The 19,152-nt window shown below is 70.3% G+C and carries 20 protein-coding genes; 8 read left to right on the top strand and 12 right to left on the bottom strand.

The genetic code is table 11. The features are described from left to right. Positions 1 to 36: 36 nt before the first annotated feature. From ACIGXX_RS28580 to ACIGXX_RS28555, 6 genes are all read right to left on the bottom strand, one after another. Complete coding sequence (locus ACIGXX_RS28580; protein WP_399979849.1) at positions 37 to 1,455, bottom strand: NAD(P)/FAD-dependent oxidoreductase; 1,419 nt, start codon at positions 1,453 to 1,455, stop codon at positions 37 to 39. Positions 1,456 to 1,505: 50 nt separating this feature from the next. Next, the gene (locus ACIGXX_RS28575) at positions 1,506 to 2,309 is read right to left on the bottom strand and encodes an ABC transporter permease (protein WP_351165566.1); all 804 of its coding nucleotides are present in this window, start codon (positions 2,307 to 2,309) and stop codon (positions 1,506 to 1,508) included. Continuing rightward, positions 2,309 to 3,238, bottom strand: coding sequence for an ABC transporter permease (locus ACIGXX_RS28570; RefSeq protein WP_351165564.1), 930 nt, complete (start codon positions 3,236 to 3,238; stop codon positions 2,309 to 2,311). Before ACIGXX_RS28570 ends, ACIGXX_RS28575 begins: the two co-directional genes overlap by 1 nt. Then, the gene (locus ACIGXX_RS28565; RefSeq protein WP_399979844.1) at positions 3,235 to 4,395 is read right to left on the bottom strand and encodes an ABC transporter ATP-binding protein; all 1,161 of its coding nucleotides are present in this window, start codon (positions 4,393 to 4,395) and stop codon (positions 3,235 to 3,237) included. The genes ACIGXX_RS28570 and ACIGXX_RS28565 overlap by 4 nt, the downstream gene beginning before the upstream one ends. A gap of 49 nt (positions 4,396 to 4,444) precedes the next feature. Further along, positions 4,445 to 5,689, bottom strand: coding sequence for an extracellular solute-binding protein (locus tag ACIGXX_RS28560; protein WP_351165560.1), 1,245 nt, complete (start codon positions 5,687 to 5,689; stop codon positions 4,445 to 4,447). A gap of 62 nt (positions 5,690 to 5,751) precedes the next feature. Further along, positions 5,752 to 7,254 carry a gamma-aminobutyraldehyde dehydrogenase gene (locus ACIGXX_RS28555; RefSeq protein WP_351165558.1) on the bottom strand — a complete coding sequence of 501 codons (1,503 nt, stop codon included), beginning with the start codon at positions 7,252 to 7,254 and terminating at the stop codon, positions 5,752 to 5,754. A gap of 176 nt (positions 7,255 to 7,430) precedes the next feature. On the opposite strand from ACIGXX_RS28555, the gene ACIGXX_RS28550 reads away from it, so the two are divergent. Next, entirely contained in the window at positions 7,431 to 8,018 is a 588-nt protein-coding gene (locus ACIGXX_RS28550; protein ID WP_351165555.1) for an NADAR family protein, read from the top strand. A gap of 27 nt (positions 8,019 to 8,045) precedes the next feature. On the opposite strand, the gene ACIGXX_RS28545 is transcribed toward ACIGXX_RS28550, so the two are convergent. Continuing rightward, positions 8,046 to 8,462 carry a DUF4190 domain-containing protein gene (locus ACIGXX_RS28545; protein WP_361470218.1) on the bottom strand — a complete coding sequence of 139 codons (417 nt, stop codon included), beginning with the start codon at positions 8,460 to 8,462 and terminating at the stop codon, positions 8,046 to 8,048. A gap of 432 nt (positions 8,463 to 8,894) precedes the next feature. Here ACIGXX_RS28545 and ACIGXX_RS28540 point away from each other — a divergent pair, with 432 nt between their 5' ends. From ACIGXX_RS28540 to ACIGXX_RS28520, 5 genes are all read left to right on the top strand, one after another. Beyond that, positions 8,895 to 9,953, top strand: a complete 1,059-nt coding sequence (locus ACIGXX_RS28540) for an adenosine deaminase (protein ID WP_351165551.1) — start codon at positions 8,895 to 8,897, stop codon at positions 9,951 to 9,953. 20 nt (positions 9,954 to 9,973) lie between these two features. Beyond that, a complete protein-coding gene (locus tag ACIGXX_RS28535) occupies positions 9,974 to 10,672 on the top strand; it encodes a glycerophosphodiester phosphodiesterase (protein WP_383823013.1) in 699 nt (232 codons plus the stop codon). A gap of 30 nt (positions 10,673 to 10,702) precedes the next feature. Then, a complete protein-coding gene (locus ACIGXX_RS28530) occupies positions 10,703 to 10,870 on the top strand; it encodes a hypothetical protein (RefSeq protein WP_351165547.1) in 168 nt (55 codons plus the stop codon). Positions 10,871 to 10,919: 49 nt separating this feature from the next. Beyond that, positions 10,920 to 11,303, top strand: a complete 384-nt coding sequence (locus ACIGXX_RS28525; protein ID WP_383823010.1) for a winged helix-turn-helix transcriptional regulator — start codon at positions 10,920 to 10,922, stop codon at positions 11,301 to 11,303. A 147-nt stretch (positions 11,304 to 11,450) separates the two neighbouring features. Further along, the gene (locus ACIGXX_RS28520) at positions 11,451 to 12,617 is read left to right on the top strand and encodes a serine hydrolase domain-containing protein (protein WP_366464187.1); all 1,167 of its coding nucleotides are present in this window, start codon (positions 11,451 to 11,453) and stop codon (positions 12,615 to 12,617) included. A 42-nt stretch (positions 12,618 to 12,659) separates the two neighbouring features. Here ACIGXX_RS28520 and ACIGXX_RS28515 read toward each other — a convergent pair whose 3' ends face one another. Further along, complete coding sequence (locus ACIGXX_RS28515; RefSeq protein WP_351165543.1) at positions 12,660 to 13,370, bottom strand: class F sortase; 711 nt, start codon at positions 13,368 to 13,370, stop codon at positions 12,660 to 12,662. After that, positions 13,367 to 14,179, bottom strand: coding sequence for a hypothetical protein (locus ACIGXX_RS28510; protein WP_383823004.1), 813 nt, complete (start codon positions 14,177 to 14,179; stop codon positions 13,367 to 13,369). Before ACIGXX_RS28510 ends, ACIGXX_RS28515 begins: the two co-directional genes overlap by 4 nt. Before the next feature lie 156 nt (positions 14,180 to 14,335). Here ACIGXX_RS28510 and ACIGXX_RS28505 point away from each other — a divergent pair, with 156 nt between their 5' ends. Beyond that, positions 14,336 to 14,803 carry a hypothetical protein gene (locus tag ACIGXX_RS28505; protein WP_399979834.1) on the top strand — a complete coding sequence of 156 codons (468 nt, stop codon included), beginning with the start codon at positions 14,336 to 14,338 and terminating at the stop codon, positions 14,801 to 14,803. Positions 14,804 to 15,008: 205 nt separating this feature from the next. On the opposite strand, the gene ACIGXX_RS28500 is transcribed toward ACIGXX_RS28505, so the two are convergent. After that, a complete protein-coding gene (locus ACIGXX_RS28500; protein ID WP_351165537.1) occupies positions 15,009 to 15,257 on the bottom strand; it encodes a DUF6059 family protein in 249 nt (82 codons plus the stop codon). Positions 15,258 to 16,240: 983 nt separating this feature from the next. Between ACIGXX_RS28500 and ACIGXX_RS28495 the strand changes: the two genes are divergently transcribed. Beyond that, positions 16,241 to 17,059, top strand: a complete 819-nt coding sequence (locus ACIGXX_RS28495; RefSeq protein WP_351165535.1) for an AfsR/SARP family transcriptional regulator — start codon at positions 16,241 to 16,243, stop codon at positions 17,057 to 17,059. Positions 17,060 to 17,161: 102 nt separating this feature from the next. On the opposite strand, the gene ACIGXX_RS28490 is transcribed toward ACIGXX_RS28495, so the two are convergent. Next, the gene (locus ACIGXX_RS28490) at positions 17,162 to 18,751 is read right to left on the bottom strand and encodes an acyl-CoA carboxylase subunit beta (RefSeq protein WP_351165533.1); all 1,590 of its coding nucleotides are present in this window, start codon (positions 18,749 to 18,751) and stop codon (positions 17,162 to 17,164) included. A gap of 124 nt (positions 18,752 to 18,875) precedes the next feature. Continuing rightward, entirely contained in the window at positions 18,876 to 19,076 is a 201-nt protein-coding gene (locus tag ACIGXX_RS28485; protein ID WP_351165531.1) for an acyl-CoA carboxylase subunit epsilon, read from the bottom strand. Positions 19,077 to 19,152 lie beyond the last annotated feature (76 nt).

Here is a 19,152-nt window from a genome sequence, read left to right as displayed (position 1 = left end):
ACCGTCGACAGGCGGCCGTCCGCGCCCCGGAGCCGGTCAGCTGTCGAAGCCCAGGCCCAGCTTGTCCATCGTCTTCAGCCAGAGATTGCGCCGCCCGCCGTTCTCGTCCGCACGGGCCAGCGACCACTTGGTCAGCGCCACGCCCGTCCACGCGAACGGCTCGGGCGGGAACGGCAGCGGCTTCGTGCGCACCATCTCCAGGGACGTACGCTCCGTGCGCTCGCCGGAGAGCAGGTCCAGCATGACGTCGGCACCGAAGCGGGTGGCCCCGACACCGAGCCCGGTGTAGCCCGCCGCGTACGCGACGCGCCCCGCGTGGGCCGTGCCGAAGAACGCCGAGAAGCGCGAGCATGTGTCGATCGCGCCGCCCCACGCGTGCGTGAACCGGACCCCCTCCAGCTGCGGGAAGCAGGTGAAGAAGTGGCCCGCGAGCTTCGCGTACGTCTCGGGGCGGTTGTCGTGCTCGGCGCGCAGCTTGCCGCCGAAGGGATAGATCGCGTCGTAACCGCCCCACAGGATGCGGTTGTCGGCCGAGAGCCGGAAGTAGTGGAACTGGTTGGCGCTGTCGCCCAGACCCTGGCGGTTCTTCCAGCCGATGGCCGCCAGCTGCTCCTCGCTCAGCGGCTCCGTCATCAGCGCGTAGTCGTAGACCGGGACCGTGTAGGCGCGCACGCGCTTGACCAGCGACGGGAAGATGTTCGTGGCGAGCGCGACCTGCCGGGCACGGATGCGCCCGTACGGGGTGCGCACGGCCATCCCGGCGCCGGACGAGACGAGTTCGAGCGCGGGCGTGTGCTCGTAGACGCGTACGCCCTTCTCCAGGCAGGCGCGCTTGAGACCCCAGGCCAGCTTCGCCGGGTGGAGCATGGCGACGCCCTCGCGGTCCCAGAGGCCGCCGAGGAAGGTCGGCGAGTCGACGTGCTCGCGCAGGGCGTCCGCGTCGAGCAGCTCGGAGCCGCCCGCGAGGCCGTGCTCCGCCATCTCCTCGTACATCTCACGCAGTTCGGCCAGCTGGTGCGGCTGGGTCGCCACGTCGATCTCGCCGGTGCGCTCGAAGTCGCAGTCGATGGAGTAGCGCTTGACGGCCGCCTCGATCTCGTCGAGGTTGCGGGCGCCGAGCTCCTCCAGCTTCGCGATCTCGCCGGGCCAGCGGGACAGGCCGTTCGCGATGCCGTGCGTGAGGGACGCGGCGCAGAAGCCGCCGTTGCGGCCGGAGGCGGCCCAGCCCACCTCGCGGCCCTCGACCAGGACCACGTCGCGGTCCGGGTCGCGCTCCTTGGCGATGAGCGCGGTCCACAGCCCGCTGTAGCCGCCGCCGACGACGAGCAGGTCGCCCTGCTCGTCACCGGTGAGGGCCGGCTCGGCGCGGGGCTTGCCGGGGTCGTCCAGCCAGTACGACACCGGCTGGGCGTCGGAGAGGGACTTGGTCCAACGGGTCATGGCGCTAGGGGCCATGATTTCCACTCCTTCAGAGTTCTTGACGCGATGTTCTTGACGCGATGTTCTCAACGCGCTTGCTTGTTGCGGCGTTTTCCGACGATCATCCCGCCGAGCACCAGGAGAACGGCGACGAGGAACATCGCCGTACCGATCACATTGATCTGAACGGGCGTGCCGCGCTGTGCCGATCCCCAGACGAACATGGGGAACGTGACGGTCGAGCCCGCGTTGAAATTCGTGATGATGAAGTCGTCGAAGGAGAGCGCGAAGGCGAGCAGTGCGCCCGCCGCGATCCCCGGTGCGGCGATCGGCAGCGTGACCCGGAGGAAGGTCTGCACGGGGCCCGCGTAGAGGTCCTGCGCGGCCTGTTCCAGGCGCGGGTCCATGGACATCACGCGCGCCTTGACGGCGGTCACCACGAAGCTGAGGCAGAACATGATGTGGGCGATGAGGATCGTCCAGAAGCCGAGCTGCGCACCCATGTTGAGGAAGAGCGTGAGCAGCGACGCGGCCATGACGACCTCGGGCATCGCCATCGGCAGGAAGATCAGCGAGCTGACCGCGCCGCGCGCCCGGAAGCGGTAGCGCACGAGCGCGAAGGCGATCATCGTGCCGAGCACGGTCGCACCGATCGTCGCCCAGGCCGCGATCTGCAGGCTCAGGCTGAGCGAACCGCACATGTCGGCGACGCCGCAGGGGTCCTTCCAGGCGTCGAGCGAGAAGTCCTGCCAGGCGTAATTGAACCGCCCCTTCGGCTTGTTGAAGGAGAACACCGTCACGACGACGTTCGGGAGCAGCAGATACGCGAGCGTGAGCAGACCCGCGATGACGACGAATTTGCCGCGGAGCCAGCGGAAGAAGGCAGCCATCAGACGAGATCCTCCGTCCCGGACTTGCGGATGTAGAACGTGACCATCACGAGGATCGCCGCCATGAGGATGAAGGAGAGAGCCGCTGCCGTCGGGTAATCCAGAATGCGCAGGAACTGCGTCTGGATGACGTTGCCGACCATGCGGGTGTCGGTGGAGCCGAGCAGATCCGCGTTCACGTAGTCGCCCGCCGCCGGGATGAAGGTGAGCAGCGTCCCGGAGACGACGCCCGGCATGGAGAGCGGGAAGGTCACCTTGCGGAAGGTCGTGGACGGCTTGGCGTAGAGGTCGCCCGCCGCCTCGTGCAGCCGGCCGTCGATGCGCTCCAGTGAGGTGTAGAGCGGCAGGATCATGAACGGCAGGAAGTTGTACGTGAGTCCGCAGATCACCGCGAGCGGTGTGGCGAGGACCCGGTCGCCCTCCGTCACGCCGAGCCAGCTGGTCACGTCCAGGACGTGCAGCGAGTTCAGGGCGCCCACGAGGGGGCCGCCGTCCGCGAGGATCGTCTTCCACGCCAGCGTACGGATGAGAAAGCTGGTGAAGAACGGCGCGATGACCAGGACGAGGATGAGATTGCGCCAGCGGCCCGCGCGGAACGCGATCAGATACGCGAGCGGGTAGCCGAGCAGCAGACACAGGATCGTGGCGGCCCCGGCGTACAGGACCGAGCGCAGGAACTGCGGCCAGTAGTCGCTCAGCGCGTCCCAGTAGGTGGCGAAGTGCCAGGTGACCTTGAAGCCGTCTTCGAGGGAGCCGGTCTGGACGGACGTGGATGCCTGGTAGACCAGCGGCAGCGCGAAGAAGACGACGAGCCAGAGAATGCCGGGGAGCAGCAGCCAGTAGGGGACGAGGCGGCCGCGCCTGCGGACCTTGCGGGGCGCCTCGTCCGGCTCCTGCGCCGGGGGCGCCTTGGTGAGGGTGGTCGTCATGCGGAGGCGTCCTCCTCGACCTTCTCGACGCCCGCCTCGATGTCCTGGGCGGCGTCCAGGCCGAAGGTGTGCGCGGGGTTCCAGTGCAGGACAACCTCGACGCCGGGGACCAGACGGGTGTCGCGCTCGATGTTCTGGGCGTAGACCTCGAACTCGTCGCAGATCGGGCTCTTGATGACGTACTGCGTCGAGACGCCGATGAAGCTGCTGTCGGCGATGCGGCCCGTGATGCGGTTGCGCCCCTCGGGGATCTGCCCCGCGTCGTCGGCGTGCGTGAGGGAGATCTTCTCGGGGCGTACGCCGAGGATGACCTTGCCGCCCGTGGCGGTGGGCGCCGTACATCGCGCGGCGGGCAGGAGGAGCTTGCCGTCGCCCGCCTTGAGGGTGAGGTCGTCGCCGCTGCGTCCTGCGATCTCGGCCTCTATGAAGTTCGAGGTGCCGAGGAAGTTGGCGACGAAGGTGGTGCGGGGGTTCTCGTAGAGGTCGGCGGGGGCGCCGAGCTGTTCGACCTGGCCCGCGTTCATCACCGCGACCTGGTCGGCCATCGTCATGGCCTCCTCCTGGTCGTGCGTGACGTGGATGAAGGTGATGCCCACCTCGGTCTGGATGCGCTTGAGTTCGAGCTGCATCTGGCGGCGCAGCTTGAGGTCGAGCGCGCCGAGCGGCTCGTCCAGGAGCAGCACCTTGGGGTGATTGATCAGGGCGCGGGCCACGGCGACGCGCTGCTGCTGGCCGCCGGAGAGCTGGTGCGGCTTCTTGCGGGCCTGCTCGCCGAGCTGGACGAGGTCGAGCATCTCGCCGACCTTGCCCTTCACGGACTTGATGCCGCGGCGGCGCAGGCCGAAGGCGACGTTCTCGAAGATGTCCAGGTGCGGGAAGAGCGCGTAGGACTGGAAGACCGTGTTGACGGGCCGCTTGTACGGCGGCAGCGCCGTGACGTCCTGCTCGCCCAGGTACACGGTGCCCGAGCTGGGCTCCTCAAGGCCCGCGATCATGCGGAGCGTGGTGGTCTTGCCACAGCCGGACGCGCCGAGCAGCGCGAAGAAGGAGCCCTGCGGCACGGTGAGGTCGAGGGGGCGGACGGCCGTGAAGGAGCCGTACGTCTTGCTGATCCCGGTGAGGCGGACGTCGCCGCCGTGTTCTGTAGCAGTCGTCATGGTGCGTCCAGGGGGTCGAGGGAGTCGGGTCGGGACGAGGGAAATCGGGTCAGGCACCGGTCAGCTTGGCGAACTTCTCCTCGTACGCCGTCTCTTCCTTCGGCGTCAGCGAGCGGAACCCGTGGGACTTCGCGGCCATCTCCTTGTCCGGCAGGATCAGCGGGTTGGCCGCCGCGTCCTTGTCGAGCTTGGCGAGCTCGGGGCGCACACCGTCCACGGGACAGACGTAGTTGATGTACGCGGCGAGGCGCGCGGCCGGCTCGGGCTCGTAGTAGTAGTCGATGAGCCGTTCGGCGTTGCGCTTGTGGCGCGCCTTGTTGGGGACGAGCAGGTTGTCCGTGGACGTGATGTACCCCTGGTCGGGGATGTGGAAGGCGATGTCGGGGTTGTCGGCCTGGAGCTGCACGATGTCGCCCGCCCAGCCGAGGCACGCGGCGAGGTCGCCCTTGTCGAGGTCCGACGTGTAGTCGTTGCCCGTGAAGCGGCGGATCTGCTTCTTGTCGACGGCCTTCTGGAGGCGGGCGATGGCCGCGTCGAAGTCGTCGTCGGTGAACTTCGAGGGGTCCTTGCCCATGTCGATGAGCGTCATGCCGACGCTGTCGCGCATCTCGGAGAGGAAACCGACGCGCCCCTTGAGCTTGGGGTTGTCCAGGAGCTGCGACACCGAGGTGATCTCTTCGCCGTCGGTCGCCTTCTTGTTGTACGCGATGACGGTGGAGATGCCGGTCCAGGGATACGAGTAGGCCCGCCCGGGGTCCCAGTCCGGGTTGCGGAACTGGGAGGCCAGATTGGCGTACGCGTGCGGCAGGTTGGCCGGGTCCAGTTTCTGGACCCAGCCGAAGCGGATGAGCCGGGCCGCCAGCCAGTCCGTGACGCAGATGAGGTCGCGTCCGGTCTCCTGGCCCGCCGCGAGCTGCGGTTTGATCTTCCCGAAGAACTCGACGTTGTCGTTGATGTCCTCGGTGTACTTGACCTTGATCCCGGTGCGCTTGGTGAACGCGTCCAGGGTGGGGCGGCGTTCGTCGTCGTCGACGTCCATGTACTCGGTCCAGTTGGAGAAGTTGATCTGCTTCTCCTTGGCCGAGTGGTCGTCGGACGAGACCTCGCCCTGGCTCTTGCTCGCCGCCGGGATGCCGCAGGCGCTGAGCGCCCCCAGACCGCCGACGGCGAACGCGCCGCTCGCGGAGGCGCGCAGCAGGGAGCGGCGGGTGAGGGCGGCCCTGCCGTTCCTGAGGCTGCGGTGCATGGCGGCCAGTTGGGCCGGGGAGAGGGGGTCGGGCTCGTACTGCTCCATGCGCTTGGTTGCCCTTTCGGGAGGATGGGCGGCCGCTGGTCGGGCGGCCTTCCAGCAATCGGCTATCGGTCCCCGAAGACGGTGCGGTGCCAGTCCTTGCGAACCACCGCGGTGTTGTCGAACATGACGTGCTTGATCTGCGTGTACTCCTCGAAGGAGTAGGCGGACATGTCCTTTCCGTAGCCGGATGCCTTGTATCCGCCGTGCGGCATCTCGCTGAGGATGGGGATGTGGTCGTTGACCCACACGCAGCCCGCCTTGATCTCGCGGGTGGCGCGGTTGGCGCGGAACACGTCGCGGCTCCAGGCGGAGGCGGCCAGGCCGTACGGGGTGTCGTTGGCGAGCCTGATGCCTTCCTCGTCGGAGTCGAAGGGCAGCACGACCAGGACCGGGCCGAAGATCTCGGACTGCACGATCTCGCTGTCCTGCGCGGCGTCCGCGATGAGGGTGGGCTTGTAGAACGCGCCGGGGTGGTCGAGCGCCTCTCCGCCGGTGACCACGCGCGCGTAGGAGCGGGCCCGGTCGACGAAACCGGCGACGCGGTCGCGGTGGACGTGCGAGATGAGCGGCCCGAGGTCGGTGTCCTCGGCGAAGGGGTCGCCGAGCCGCACGGTCTCCATGAGCGCCGCGACGCCGTCCACGAAGGCGTCGTACAGCGGCCGTTGGACGTACGCGCGCGTGGCGGCCGTGCAGTCCTGGCCGGTGTTGATGAGCGCTCCGGCGACCGCGCCGTGCACGGCGGCCTCCAGGTCGGCGTCGTCGAAGACGACGAACGGCGCCTTGCCGCCGAGCTCCAGGTGCAGCCGCTTCACGGTCGAGGTGGCGATCTCGGCGACGCGCTTGCCGACGCCGGTGGAGCCGGTGAAGGAGGTCATGGCGACGTCGGGGTGGCCCACGAGCCGCTCGCCCGCGTCGCGCCCGGCGCCGCTGATGATGTTGACGACGCCGTCCGGGATGCCCGCCTCGGTGGCCGCTTGCGCGAAGAGCAGCGAGGTGAAGGGGGTCAGCTCGGCCGGCTTGAGGACGATCGTGTTGCCCGCGGCGATGGCGGGAAGCACCTTCCAGGCGGCCATCTGGAGGGGGTAGTTCCAGGGCGCGATGGAGCCGACGACCCCGATGGGCTCACGCCGTACGTACGAGGTGTGGTCGCCGGAGTACTCGCCGGCCGACTGGCCCTGCAGGTGCCGGGCCGCCCCCGCGAAGAAGGCGGCGTTGTCGACGGTGCCCGGTACGTCGAACTCCCGGCTGAGCTTGATGGGCTTGCCGCACTGGAGCGACTCGGCCTGCGCGAACTCCTCCGCGCGCTCGGCCAGTACGCCCGCGAAGCGGTGCATGGCGTCGGAGCGCTCGCCGGGGGTGGCGCCCGCCCACGCGGGGAAGGCGTGCGCGGCGGCGGCGACGGCGGCGTCCACGTCCTTCTCGCCCGCGAGTTCGTAACGGTGGACCTCGTCGCCGGTGGCCGGATCGACCACGGCGTGGGAGCGCCCGGATGTGCCCTCGGTCAGCCGTCCGGCGATGTACTGCGCGCCGTCCGCGAAGTGGTCCCGCGCCTGGAAGTTGTGCATGACGCTCTCCTCCGCCGTCGTCCCCGTCCCTGGGGGTCGGCGTAGCTCCAGATCGATTTGAGTGCCGATCCTGACAGAGCAGTGGTACTCCAACAAGTGATTCCGTTGTTGCCTTTTGGTTACGCGACGGAATCTGTCGACCAGGTGTCGAGTCGTCCTGGAAAACCCAGGACGGAATGTCAGTGGTGCGTGCCAGACTCGCGTGCATGACGAAGATCGACTCGGTGGACACGCTGGTCCGGGCGGTGCGCGCGGGGGAACGGGTCAGGTTTCTGCACTTCTGGGGGCACACCCCGCGCCGGGACGGGACGCTCGGCGCGAGCTGCTTCAGCCAGTGGTGGCAGTCGCCGTTCACGGTCGACGGGGTGGAGTACGGGACGGCGGAGCACTGGATGATGGCCGCCAAGGCCAGGCTCTTCTCCGACCCGGAGGCCGAGACCGCGGTCCTCACCGCGCGTACGCCCGCCGAGGCGAAGAAGGCGGGACGCCTGGTGCGGGGCTTCGACGGGGCGGTGTGGGAGCGGGAGCGCTTCGGGATCGTGGTCGAGGGCAGCGTCCACAAGTTCGCCTCGACCGACGCCCTGCGCTCGTTCCTGGTCGGCACGGGCGAGCGGGTGCTGGTCGAGGCGAGCCCGGTGGACCGCATCTGGGGCATAGGCCTGGCGGCCGACGACGAGGCCGCCCAGGACCCGGAGCGGTGGCGGGGCTTGAACCTGCTGGGCTTCGCGCTGATGGAGGCACGGGACCGCTTGCGCTCGGCTTAGGCCCTGCCCCCCCCCGGCAAGAGCGGCTCAGGTACTGACCGTCACGCTGGTCGACCGGCCGCCCGAGGCTCCGTCCTCCTCGAAGAAATCGTCCGGGACCACGATCAGGACCACCAGCAGAGCCACGCCCAGGACGACGCCCGCGACGCCGCAGATGATCCCGGCCAGCGCCTGCCCGGGGTTCGTCGCCTCCCCGCGCCGCGCCTTGCCGCGGCCGATCGCCCCGAAGATGATCGCGAGGACGCCCAGCACGATCGCCAGGGGCCACAGGCAGAAGCCGGCGGCCGCGATGATCCCGAGGACGAGGGCGGCCACGCCCATCCCGTTGGAGGGCGCCATCGGCATCGCGGGCCACCCGTACCCGGGCGGGCCCTGCCCCTGGTAGCCGGGGTAACCCGGGTAGCCCGGATAGCCGGGATGCGCCCCGGGGTACCCGTAGGGCACCTGCCCCGGCCCCTCGGGCCCGACCGGAGGCGGCGGCACCGGCTCACCGGCGCCCGGCGGCCCAGGCCGGCCAGGAGGCCCCGGCTGCCCCAGAGGCCCCATTTGCCCCGAGCCGAGCGTCGACCGCTCGTGCACGGACGGTGCCGCCCACGGATCGCGCTTCTCCAGCGGCACCGGCCCGGACGCCATCCCGGGGGCCGCCCCGGAAGCCGGCCCCGCAGCCCCCTGCCGCGGTGCCCCGTCGTCCTCCGGCGGAGCCCAAGGGTCCCGACCCTCGGACGCATCCGGCCCCCTCGAACCCTCGGACATGCCGCGCCACCTCTTTCGTACGTTCCGTCATGCTACGGCCACAGCCCCCGGCCGACGGCACGCCACTTACGATGATCCCGACCCATCGATCAGCCGATCAATTCCGTTCCTGGGGAGGAAACCGTGACCGATCCGCACCGCACCCGTGAGCCACGCGACCCGCACGCCTTCATCGCCGGACTGCCCAAGGCAGAACTGCACGTGCACCACGTCGGCTCGGCTTCCCCCCGCATCGTCTCGGCCCTCTCGGCCCGCCACCCCGACTCCAAGGTGCCCACGGACGTCGAGGCCCTCGCCGACTTCTTCACGTTCACGGACTTCGCCCACTTCGTCCAGGTGTACCTCTCGGTCGTGGACCTGGTCCGCACCGCGGACGACGTACGCCTGCTCACGTACGAAGTCGCCCGCGACATGGCCCGGCAGAACATCCGCTACGCCGAGCTGACCGTCACCCCCTACAGCTCCGTGCGCCGCGGCATCGACGACCGCGCCTTCATGGACGCCATCGAGGACGCCCGCAAGGCGGCCGAGGACGAGCTCGGCGTCGTTTTGCGCTGGTGCTTCGACATCCCCGGCGAGGCGGGGATCGAGTCCGCCGAGGAGACGGTGCGGCTCGCGACCACCGACAAGCTGCGCCCCGAGGGCCTGGTCTCCTTCGGGCTCGGCGGGCCCGAGATCGGCGTACCGCGCCCGCAGTTCAAGCCGTACTTCGACCGCGCCATCGCGGCGGGCCTGCACTCCGTCCCGCACGCGGGCGAGACCACCGGGCCCGGCACCATCTGGGACGCCCTCACCGACCTGCGCGCCGAGCGCATCGGCCACGGCACCAGCGCCGCCCAGGACCCGAAGCTCCTGGCCCACCTCGCCGAGCACCGCATCCCGCTCGAGGTCTGCCCGACGTCGAACATCGCGACCCGCGCCGTCGCCACCCTCGACGAGCACCCGATCAAGCAGTTCGTCGCCGCCGGTGTCCCGGTCACCGTCAACTCCGACGACCCGCCCATGTTCGGCACGGACCTCAACACCGAGTACGCGGTCGCCGCCCGCCTCCTGGACCTCGACGAGCGGGGCATCGCGGCCCTGGCGAAGAACGCCGTCGAGGTGTCGTTCCTCGACCCGGCCGGCAAGGCGAAGCTCGTCGCGGAGATCGACACGTACACGCAGACCTGGCTCGCTCCCTAGCGCGGCACCACAATGGGCCCATGCGCACCGTGACAGCCGTGGCCCACCGAGGCGATCCCTACCGCGTCCGCGAGAACACCCTCCCGTCCCTGCGCTCCGCGCTCGACCGGGGCGCGGACGCGGTGGAGATCGACGTCCGCCTCACCCGTGACGGCGTCCCCGTCCTGCTGCACGACGCGACCCTCAAGCGCCTGTGGGAGCACGACCGCCCCTTGTCCACGCTCTCCGCGGACGAGGTGCGCGGCCTCACCGACGGCGGCGTGCCCACGCTGGAGGAGGCCGTCGCGGCGACCGACGGCCACCGGCTCATGGTGGATCTGCCGGACGCGACGCCGCGGTCCGTGCGGGCGGTCGTCGGCGCCGTCGCCGACTGCGGGGCGGCGGAGCGGACGTACTACTGCGCGGGCACGCGGACGATGCTCGCGGTGCGCGAGGCGGATCCCGCCGCCGAGATCGCCCTCACCTGGACGACCCTCGCGCCGCCGCGCCGTGCCGTCCTCGACGCGATCAAGCCCCGCTGGCTGAATTACCGCTTCTCTCTGCTCCACCGTGAACTGGCCGTCCAGGTGCAGCGACAGGGGCTGCTCGTCTCGGCCTGGACCCCGGACACGAGGCGTTCTATGCGCCGTCTCCTCGACATCGGCGTCGACTCGATCACGACCAACCGCGTCGACACGCTGCACGCCCTGCGGGCGCGGCCCGACGGCGCGCTCTCGTAGCCGGACGGTCCCTCAACTAGCTTGTGGTCCATGGGGAACAGCGACGAGCACAACCGGGAAGAGCCGCTCTTCGTGTACGAGCGTGACGAACGGGGTTACCGCGGCCACCGCTTCAATCCGCGCAATCCCGTCGGGCGCATGCTGACCATCGCTCTTGTGGTCGGCATCGTCCTCGTCCTCCTGCTCATGGCGAAGTGACGGCCGCCTCCCGACGACGGCAGAAAAGCGCTCGGGCACCATTCGACACGTGACGAACCACGACCTGCTCGCCGACTGCCGGGCCCGCCTCGCCTTCGATCTGCTCGCCAACACCTGGAACGCCGTGACGCTCTGGGCCCTGCGGCACGGCCCGCGCCGCCCGGGTGAACTGCGCGGCCTGATCGGCGGCATCAGCCCCAAGATCCTCACCGAGACACTGCGCCGCCTCGAGTACAACGGCCTGGTCTCCCGGCAGTCGTACGCCGAGTCACCGCCCCGCGTCGAGTACGAACTCACCGCCCTGGGACATACGTTGATCGCCCCGATCGAGGCCTTCGGCGTGTGGGCCTTCGAGTACGGCGACGAGGTGATGGCGGCCCAGGAGCACGCCGACCGCGCATCCGACGCCTCCTCCCCCGGCGGCGCCCCCTAGGGGGAGCCCCGTCAACACCCCTGACGCGCCTCAGTGTTGTCCCCTCAGGGGTCACCGGTACCCCGCCCTCCCCAGTGAGGATCCGCCTCGTCCCGCCGATCACCAGGATGGGAACCACACCACCACGGCCCACCCTGGAGTCACACCGTGCCCTTCCCCGCCCGTACCGCTCTCGCCGCCGCCCTCGTCCTCGGCCTCACCGGCGCCGCGACCGCCCCCGCCCTCGCGCACGCCCCGGCCACGACGGTCCGCGCCCAGGAGACCGCCCCTGCCTCCGCGCCCAACGGCAAGGCCCTGCGCGAAGCGATCGAAGGGCTTCCGAACGCCGACGCGACCGCCGCCCTCGTCCGCGTCGGCGGCGCCGGTGGGGCCTGGCACGGCAGTTCCGGCGTGCACGACCTGGTGACGGAGCGGAAGGCCGACCCGCACGGCCGGTTCCGTGCCGGGTCGACCACCAAGATCGTGACCGCGGCCGTGGTACTCCAGCTGGCCGCCGAGGGCGAGCTGGACCTCGACAGACCCGTGCAGCACTACATGCCGGGCCTGTTCCCGAAGAAGACCTTCGAGCCCATCCCCGTCCGCAGCCTGCTCAACTACACCAGCGGCCTGAAGCCGGGCGACGGCTTCGACGACCCGTTCGCCCACCGCTACGACACGCTGAAGCCGCGGACGGTCCTCGCGTCGGCCATCGCCAAGGGACCCGAGCACGACCCCGGCGACGAACAGCACTACCGCAACATCGGCTACACCGTGCTCGGCCTGTTGATCGAGCGCGTCACCGGGGATTCGTACGCCGATCAGGCCGCCCAGCGGATCTTCAAGCCGCTCCGGATGCGCGACACCTACTTCCCCGGCGCCGATCCCCGCATCCGCGGCCCGCACAACCGCGGCTACCAGAGCGTGGAGCGGCCCGACGGCACCACGCGCCTCGTCGACGTGACCGAGTGGAACCAGTCGGACCGCTTCGCGGCGGGCGACATGATCTCCTCCACCGCCGACCTGGAGGTCTTCACCCAGGCGCTGTTCGACGAAGAGATCGTGCCCCAGCCGCAGCTGACGGAGATGTTCACGCTGCCCGAGCTGGCGCCGGGCGCCCCGGAGCCCCTCTACGGCGCGGGGCTCCAGCGGATGAAGATCGACGGCAAGGTGTACTGGCTCAAGTCCGGCGCACGCTACGGCTACGCGAATCTCCTGGCCGCCTCCGAGGACGGCACCCGCACCCTCGTCTACTCGGTCAACGCGACCGACGCGAAGGGCGAGGGCATGAACCCGGTGGCCGAGCGGATCGCGCGGGCCGCCCTCAGCGGCAGCTGAACCGGAGCCTCCGTCACACCACCGGCCCGCGCCGCCCTCCTCCTACGCGACACCCGTCATGCGCGCGAACACCGTGACGTTGTTGGGGTAGTAGTTGCGGTCCGCGTCGAACTGTCCGCCGCAGGTGATCAGGCGGAGCCCCGCGTGGTCGATGTTCTTGTAGACCTCCAGGGTGGGGAACTCCTTCTTCGGGAACTCCTCGACGCGGTCCACCGTGAAGGTCGCCGTCCTGCCGTCCGCGCGGGTCACCTCGATGGCCTCCCCTGCCTTGATGGTCTTCAGCTTCTTGAAGACCGCGTCCGCGCCGTTCCAGGTCACATGGCCGGCGATCACCGCGGGGCCCCGAGAGCCGGGGGTGGGGCCCGGCTCGTACCAGCCCGCCAGATCGGGGTCCTTCGGCGTCGTCATCGTCCCGTCCCCGCCCTGCCCCAGCGTCTCCAACGCGCTCGACACGCCCAGGGAGGGGATGGCGACCCGCTGCGGAGCCGACCGGCCCAGGGGCGCGGCGGCCTCGCCCGGCCCCGCCCCCTCCCCCGGCGCCTGCGGTGTCCGGCTGTCCGCCGGGCCGCCCGGCTCCGCGCCCTGGCGGGGGGCCGTCGGCGGGGCAGCCGTGTCCGCCGCGTCCTGGCCCGCACAGGCGGAGAGCACCAGAGCCGCCGCGATGGCGGCGACCGCGGCGGCGGACGCGTGCCGGACCCCGGCCCACACCCTCCGCACCGGCCGGCGCACGCCTCCGCGCACCGAGCGGCTCACGCGGCGCTCCCGCTCTTCGCGGCGACCGTGGCCCCGGGCGCCGTCCGCCGACGCGCGAGCACCAGCACACCGGCGGCGGCCACCGACGCGGCCCCGGCGCCACCGATCACGGCACCGCGGGACGTGCCGCCCTCGGCGCCGCCGCCGGTCTCGACCCCGCCGACGGGGACGGACCCGACCGCCGCGCCCTTGACCACACCGCAGTTGGTCGGAGCGGTGGCCTCCTGCGGGAGCTTCGGGTCGAGCTCGCTCTTGCCCGCGCCCTCGAAGTCGTACGTGCCGTTGTCGTTCGGGTCGATGCCGTGCTGCACGATGTGCAGGTCCTTGATGTGCTCGACCACGTCCTGTCCCACGGTGATGGTGCGCTTGTAGGAGACCTTGCCCTGGGCGTCGGCCACCGGCATCCGGTCCACGGCGAGGCCGCTGCCCGCGTCGGTGTCACCGGATTCGGTCAGCGAGATGTTGATGTCGCCGTAGTGGACGGTGGCCTCGGTGTTGTCGAGGATGCCGTCGCCGTTCGTGTCGTCGCCGTCGTCCGGGCACTGGAAGTCGTGCCCGTCGGTGGAGCCGTGCAGGTGCTGCGCCGACGGCTGTCCCGGCACCATGCCCTCGGACTTGATCCACACGGTCAGCGCGTTGCCGCGCAGGCTCAGGAGGGCCGTTCCGGTGGAGCCCGAGTCGTTCAGCTGCGCCAGGTCGATCTGATAGGCCGGGGGGTCCGCCGCGTAGACCGGGGACGAGGCGACCACCGTGAGGAAGGCGGCGGGCAGAGCGGCGAGCCCCACGAGAAGGCCGGTTCGCTTGATCATCAAGTTCGTCCTTTTCCGCGGCACCCGGACAGGCGGGCCGCACGAGCCATGCAGTTACCTATGAAACGGAACGAGACTCGGGGGCGTTCAAATCGAACGCGCGGTTCCGCGCGGGCCGTGCCCGCATCCGGGTACGGGCAGGAAGGATTCGTGGTCATGACGGCCGAGTGGAACTGGGAGAGCGGCCAGGGCCTGCTGGGCCTCGACGATCCCGCCGAGTGGGACGCGGCATACGAACGCGGCGAGGGGAACCTCGGCACGGCGGCCATCGGCCTCGCCTTCAACTGCCCGCTGGCCGAGGCCTCCCCCCGCATCGTCCGGGCGATGCGGTTGCCGGACCGCGGTCAGCGCGGGTTCGCGTACACCGCGGCGGGGACAGCGGCCCGGCTCAACGGCGAGCTGACGCCGGAGCTGTACGCCGCGCTGCGCGCCCAGGGCCATCGCGGCCTGGCCGAGACCGCCGTCGACGACACCCTCGACCACGTGCCGTTCCGGGAGCTGCCGCTGTGGTTCAAGTGGCGAACGGTCGCATCGAAGGTGCGGGACAAGCTGGATACGTGGCGGCTGAACATCACGTACGCGTCCGAGGACGTCAGGAAGGCCCTGGGACGGCGCAGGTCGTGAACTGTGCGTGGTCACCGCGCAGCCACCGCAGCCCGGAGAATCCTGCCCTCGTCGCGTGATATGCGTCACGCAGGAGACCGGCCACCCGCCGCGGGCGGCGGGGTAACGATCTGGCCAGAATTTCACTCCACCGGCCATGCCGTCTTGACTGCGTCGAACTGCTTGACGTGCTGGTGCCGACCAGCGGCAGAGCCCGGGTGCGAGGCTACTCCAGCGGGATGCCGCGGCGCTCCAAGTGGCGGGCCAGTTTGCGTTCCTGGCGGGTCAACGGCAGGTCGGGTCGCAGGCGTTCGGGATGGTTTCCGGCCGGGCCGGTGAGCGGTCGCGCGGAGCGTTCGTCCTCGGCCCGGAGGACTTCACCGGCCAGGTACAGCATCCCCAACGCCATCAAGCCCTCCCAGACTGGACGCAGGACGTGGTCGATCGCTACGCGTCGGATCCCTCGGATGGACATGAGTGCGGATGGTTCCAGTGGCGTCTCGCGCCCCGGTCGAAAGCACCTCGGGGCCCAAGGGGCCGGGTGAGGGGTGAGAGGCGTGGAGGGCGGCCGGCGCGCGTGGCGCGTGGCCGGCGTGCGCCGCGCATGGTCGGCCGTGCGCCCCGGGTGAACGACCGTGCGCCGTGAGTGAGCGGAGAAATCGGTGATCGGACCGCGTCGCCCGCGATCGGGACGCCCGTCGGGGAGCACGGAACCCGCCACATGTTCCGGCCCGCCTCTCGGGCGGCCCGGACCGCGTCCACCGCTTCCGTGCGCCTTCCGCGCGTCGAGCTTCTCGACGACCGACAGGGGGCAGTCGCGTACGGAGCCGGGGCCGGACGGGGACGTGTCGCGCTGCCGATCACCTCGACCCCGCCCGCGGCCGGTCGGGGTCGATCACCGGCCGCCCCGATACGATCTTGCGGCCGATGACGGCACGTTCCCGGGACGGGCGCCCTTGTGGCGGAAGCCGAAGATCGGGCGATCTCGTCCCCTCGTTTCACATCTGCAACGATCTCGCGATCACGCTCCGGCGCCGGCAAAGCAGCCCCTGCACCACGCATTGGCGCAGTCCTTCGGTCGGCGGGACTCGGATCTCAACAATGCCCCATGCATGAATTCGGTGTACCCCGAGTTGAACCACCTCGGGAATGATATCCGGTGACGGCTGCTCTACCCGATCCGAGCACACCAACTGGTGTTCTCCCAGGCCACGTTAACCATGCGAAAGCCGGGGTGCACGGATGAGCGAATGTCAGGCGCACGGCGCATCGGAGAGCGTTCGGCGTATCGGCCGCCCTGGATCATGAGGGGTCAAATTCGGCCATCCACGATCGTCCACCCTGGATTAACAGTAGATTCATTGGCCAGTAATAGCCGACCGAAAAACCTGGCCCCGGCACTGGCGCGGGGCTGTGACCCGTGCAAGGTTCATCCACGACAGCAAACTGGGGGATTGGATGCACATACGTGTCCTGGGGGCCATCGAGGCCCAGTTGAACGACCGCTCGATTCTTCCGACCGCAGGCAAACCACGTCAGCTTCTCGCTCTGCTCGCCTTCCACAGCAATCAGGTACTGCCGGTCTCCACCTTGATGGAGGAGATCTGGACCGCCTCACCCCCGCGCAGCGCGCCGACCACTCTTCAGACCTACATCCTGCAGATCCGGCGCTGCATGGACACGGCGCTCGGAAAGGCCGGCGCCGGCCAGGGCGCCAAGGACCTGTTGATGACGCGGCACGGGGGATACCTGCTGCGGCTCGAACCGAACGGGCTCGATCTGTACGAGTACAACCGGGTGACGGCCGAGGGCCGTCAGGCCGAGGAGGTGGGCGACGACGAGGAGGCCGCCCGCCTCTATCGCGCGGCGCTCGCCCTCTGGCAGGGCCCCGCCCTGGCCGATGTGCACACCGGGCCGCTTCTCTCGGTGGAGCGGATGCGTCTCGAGGAGAGCAGGCTCGGCCTCCTCGAGCGCCGCATCCAGGTCGAGTTGCGGCTCGGGCTGCACGCCGAGCTGCTGACGGAGCTCGCCGTACTCGTCGCCCAGAACCCGCTGCACGAGAGCCTGCACGCCCAGCTGATGGTGGCCTACTACCGCGCCGGGCGACCGTCGGCCGCGCTACGGGTCTTCCAGACGCTGCGCGCCGCTCTCGTCGAAGAACTCGGCATCGAGCCGTCCGCGCGACTCCAGCGGCTCCAGCGAGCCGTGCTCATGGACGATCCGGGACTGCTCGCCGAAGGGAAAGCGGGCCGGATGCTCGACCTGTATCCGGGGTGAGGAGAAAGCCGCGTCCGGCAGCCGGGGAAGAGACAGCCTCCGAGTCGCGCACCGCTGCCTCACGGCACCGTGCGCGACGGGAGGTCCTTCCCTCAACTGCCGCTACACCGGAGGATTCCCGTGCTTCCGCTCGGGCAGGGGCGCGTGCTTGTGCCGCAGCATCGCCAGGGAGCGGACAAGTACCGTACGGGTCTCCCCGGGGTCGATGACGTCGTCGACGAGGCCGCGCTCGGCCGCGTAGTACGGGTGCATCAGCTGCGACTTGTACTCCTTGACCAGCCGGGCACGGGTGGCTTCCGGGTCGTCGGAGGCGGCGATCTCCCGGCGGAAGACCACGTTCGCGGCACCCTCGGCGCCCATCACGGCGATCTCGTTGGTCGGCCAGGCGAAGGACAGGTCGGCGCCGATCGAGCGTGAGTCCATCACGATGTACGCACCGCCGTAGGCCTTGCGCACCACCACCGAGATCCGCGGCACGGTCGCGTTGCAGTAGGCGTAGAGCAGTTTGGCGCCGTGCCGGATGATTCCGCCGTGCTCCTGATCCACGCCGGGCAGAAAGCCCGGCACGTCGACCAGCGTCACCAGCGGGATGTTGAAGGCGTCGCAGGTGGAGACGTGGTGGGCGGCCTTCTCCGAGCCGTGGATGTCCAGGACCCCGGCGAGTGCCGCGGGCTGGTTGGCGACGATGCCGACGACCTGCCCGTCGATCCGCGCCAGCGCGCACACCACGTTGGGCGCCCAGGCCGCGTGCAGCTCGAAGTACTCGCCGTCGTCGACGACCTCCGCGATCACGTCGCGCATGTCGTAGGCCTGGCCCGGTTCGGCGGGCACCAGGGAGGAGAGCGCGTCGGTACGGCGGTCCGGCAGGTCGACCGGCTTGGCGGACGGCGGCAGTTCACGGTTGTTCTGTGGCAGCAGCGACAGCAGATAGCGCACGTCTTCGAGGCATTCGGCCTCGTCGTCGTAGGCGAAGCCCGCGACGCCCGAGGTGCCCGCGTGCACATCCGCGCCGCCCAGGCCGTTCTGGGAGATCTTCTCGCCGGTCACCGCCTGCACCACGTCCGGCCCCGTGAGGAACATCTGCGAGGTCTCCCGGACCATGAAGACGAAGTCGGTCAGCGCGGGCGAGTAGGCCGCGCCGCCCGCGCACGGTCCCATGATCACGCTGATCTGCGGGATCACCCCGGACGAGCGGGTGTTGCGGCGGAAGATCCCGCCGTAGCCGGCGAGCGCGGTGACGCCCTCCTGGATGCGGGCGCCCGCCCCGTCGTTGAGCGAGACGAGCGGGGCCCCGGCCGACTCGGCGAGGTCCATCACCTTGTGCACCTTGGCGGCGTGCGCCTCGCCGAGAGCGCCGGCGAAGACGCGGAAGTCATGGGCGTACGCGAAGACCGTACGGCCGTGCACCAGACCCCAGCCGGACACCACCCCGTCGCCGTACGGCTTGCGCTCGTCCAGGCCGAAGCCGGAGGCCCGATGTCGGCGCAGCGGCTCCACTTCCGTGAAGGTTCCTGGGTCGAAGAGCAGATCCATCCGTTCGTACGCGGTGAGCTTGCCCTTCTCGTGCTGGCGCCGAGTGGCCGCGGGATCCAGCGCGCGGCCCGTCTCGGCCTTGAGACGGTTCAACTGGTCGGTTGCTCGGCGCAGTCCGGGAGCCGGGGCGTCCGAGAAGCTCTCGTCGAGGGTCGTCATCCCGTCACCGTATGATCGCCCCCTCGAGGGGCGCTCCAGACGTGGTCGGCCCCGAGGTGGGGCTCGGCGGTCCGTGCGTCGGGCCCGCCGACCGGGTGTTCCGCCGCTCCGGAGCTGGTGGGGATCAGCGGGACTTCCAGGCCACCTGGGACCGGTGACGGTACCGCCCCGGGCCCCTCGCCCAAGAGGCCCGTAGCGGGCCTGCGGGCTCCTCCTCTTCCTGGCCTCCGCTGCGCGCCACGGCCAGCAGCACGCTCACGAGCGTGGCGAGCTCGGTGGGGTCGGGGCGGCCGCGGAGCACGATGAGACGGAGGGGTTCGTCCATGACAGCAGCGTGCGGCGGCCGCCTCGAAAAGGGCTCGGGGGTTGCTCGTCCCGGCGCGGCGATCCTGGCACGCCCG

This window comes from Streptomyces sp. NPDC055243 (assembly GCF_044544025.1).
GTDB lineage: Bacteria > Actinomycetota > Actinomycetes > Streptomycetales > Streptomycetaceae > Streptomyces.
This window is presented reverse-complemented; position numbering and strand designations above follow the sequence as displayed.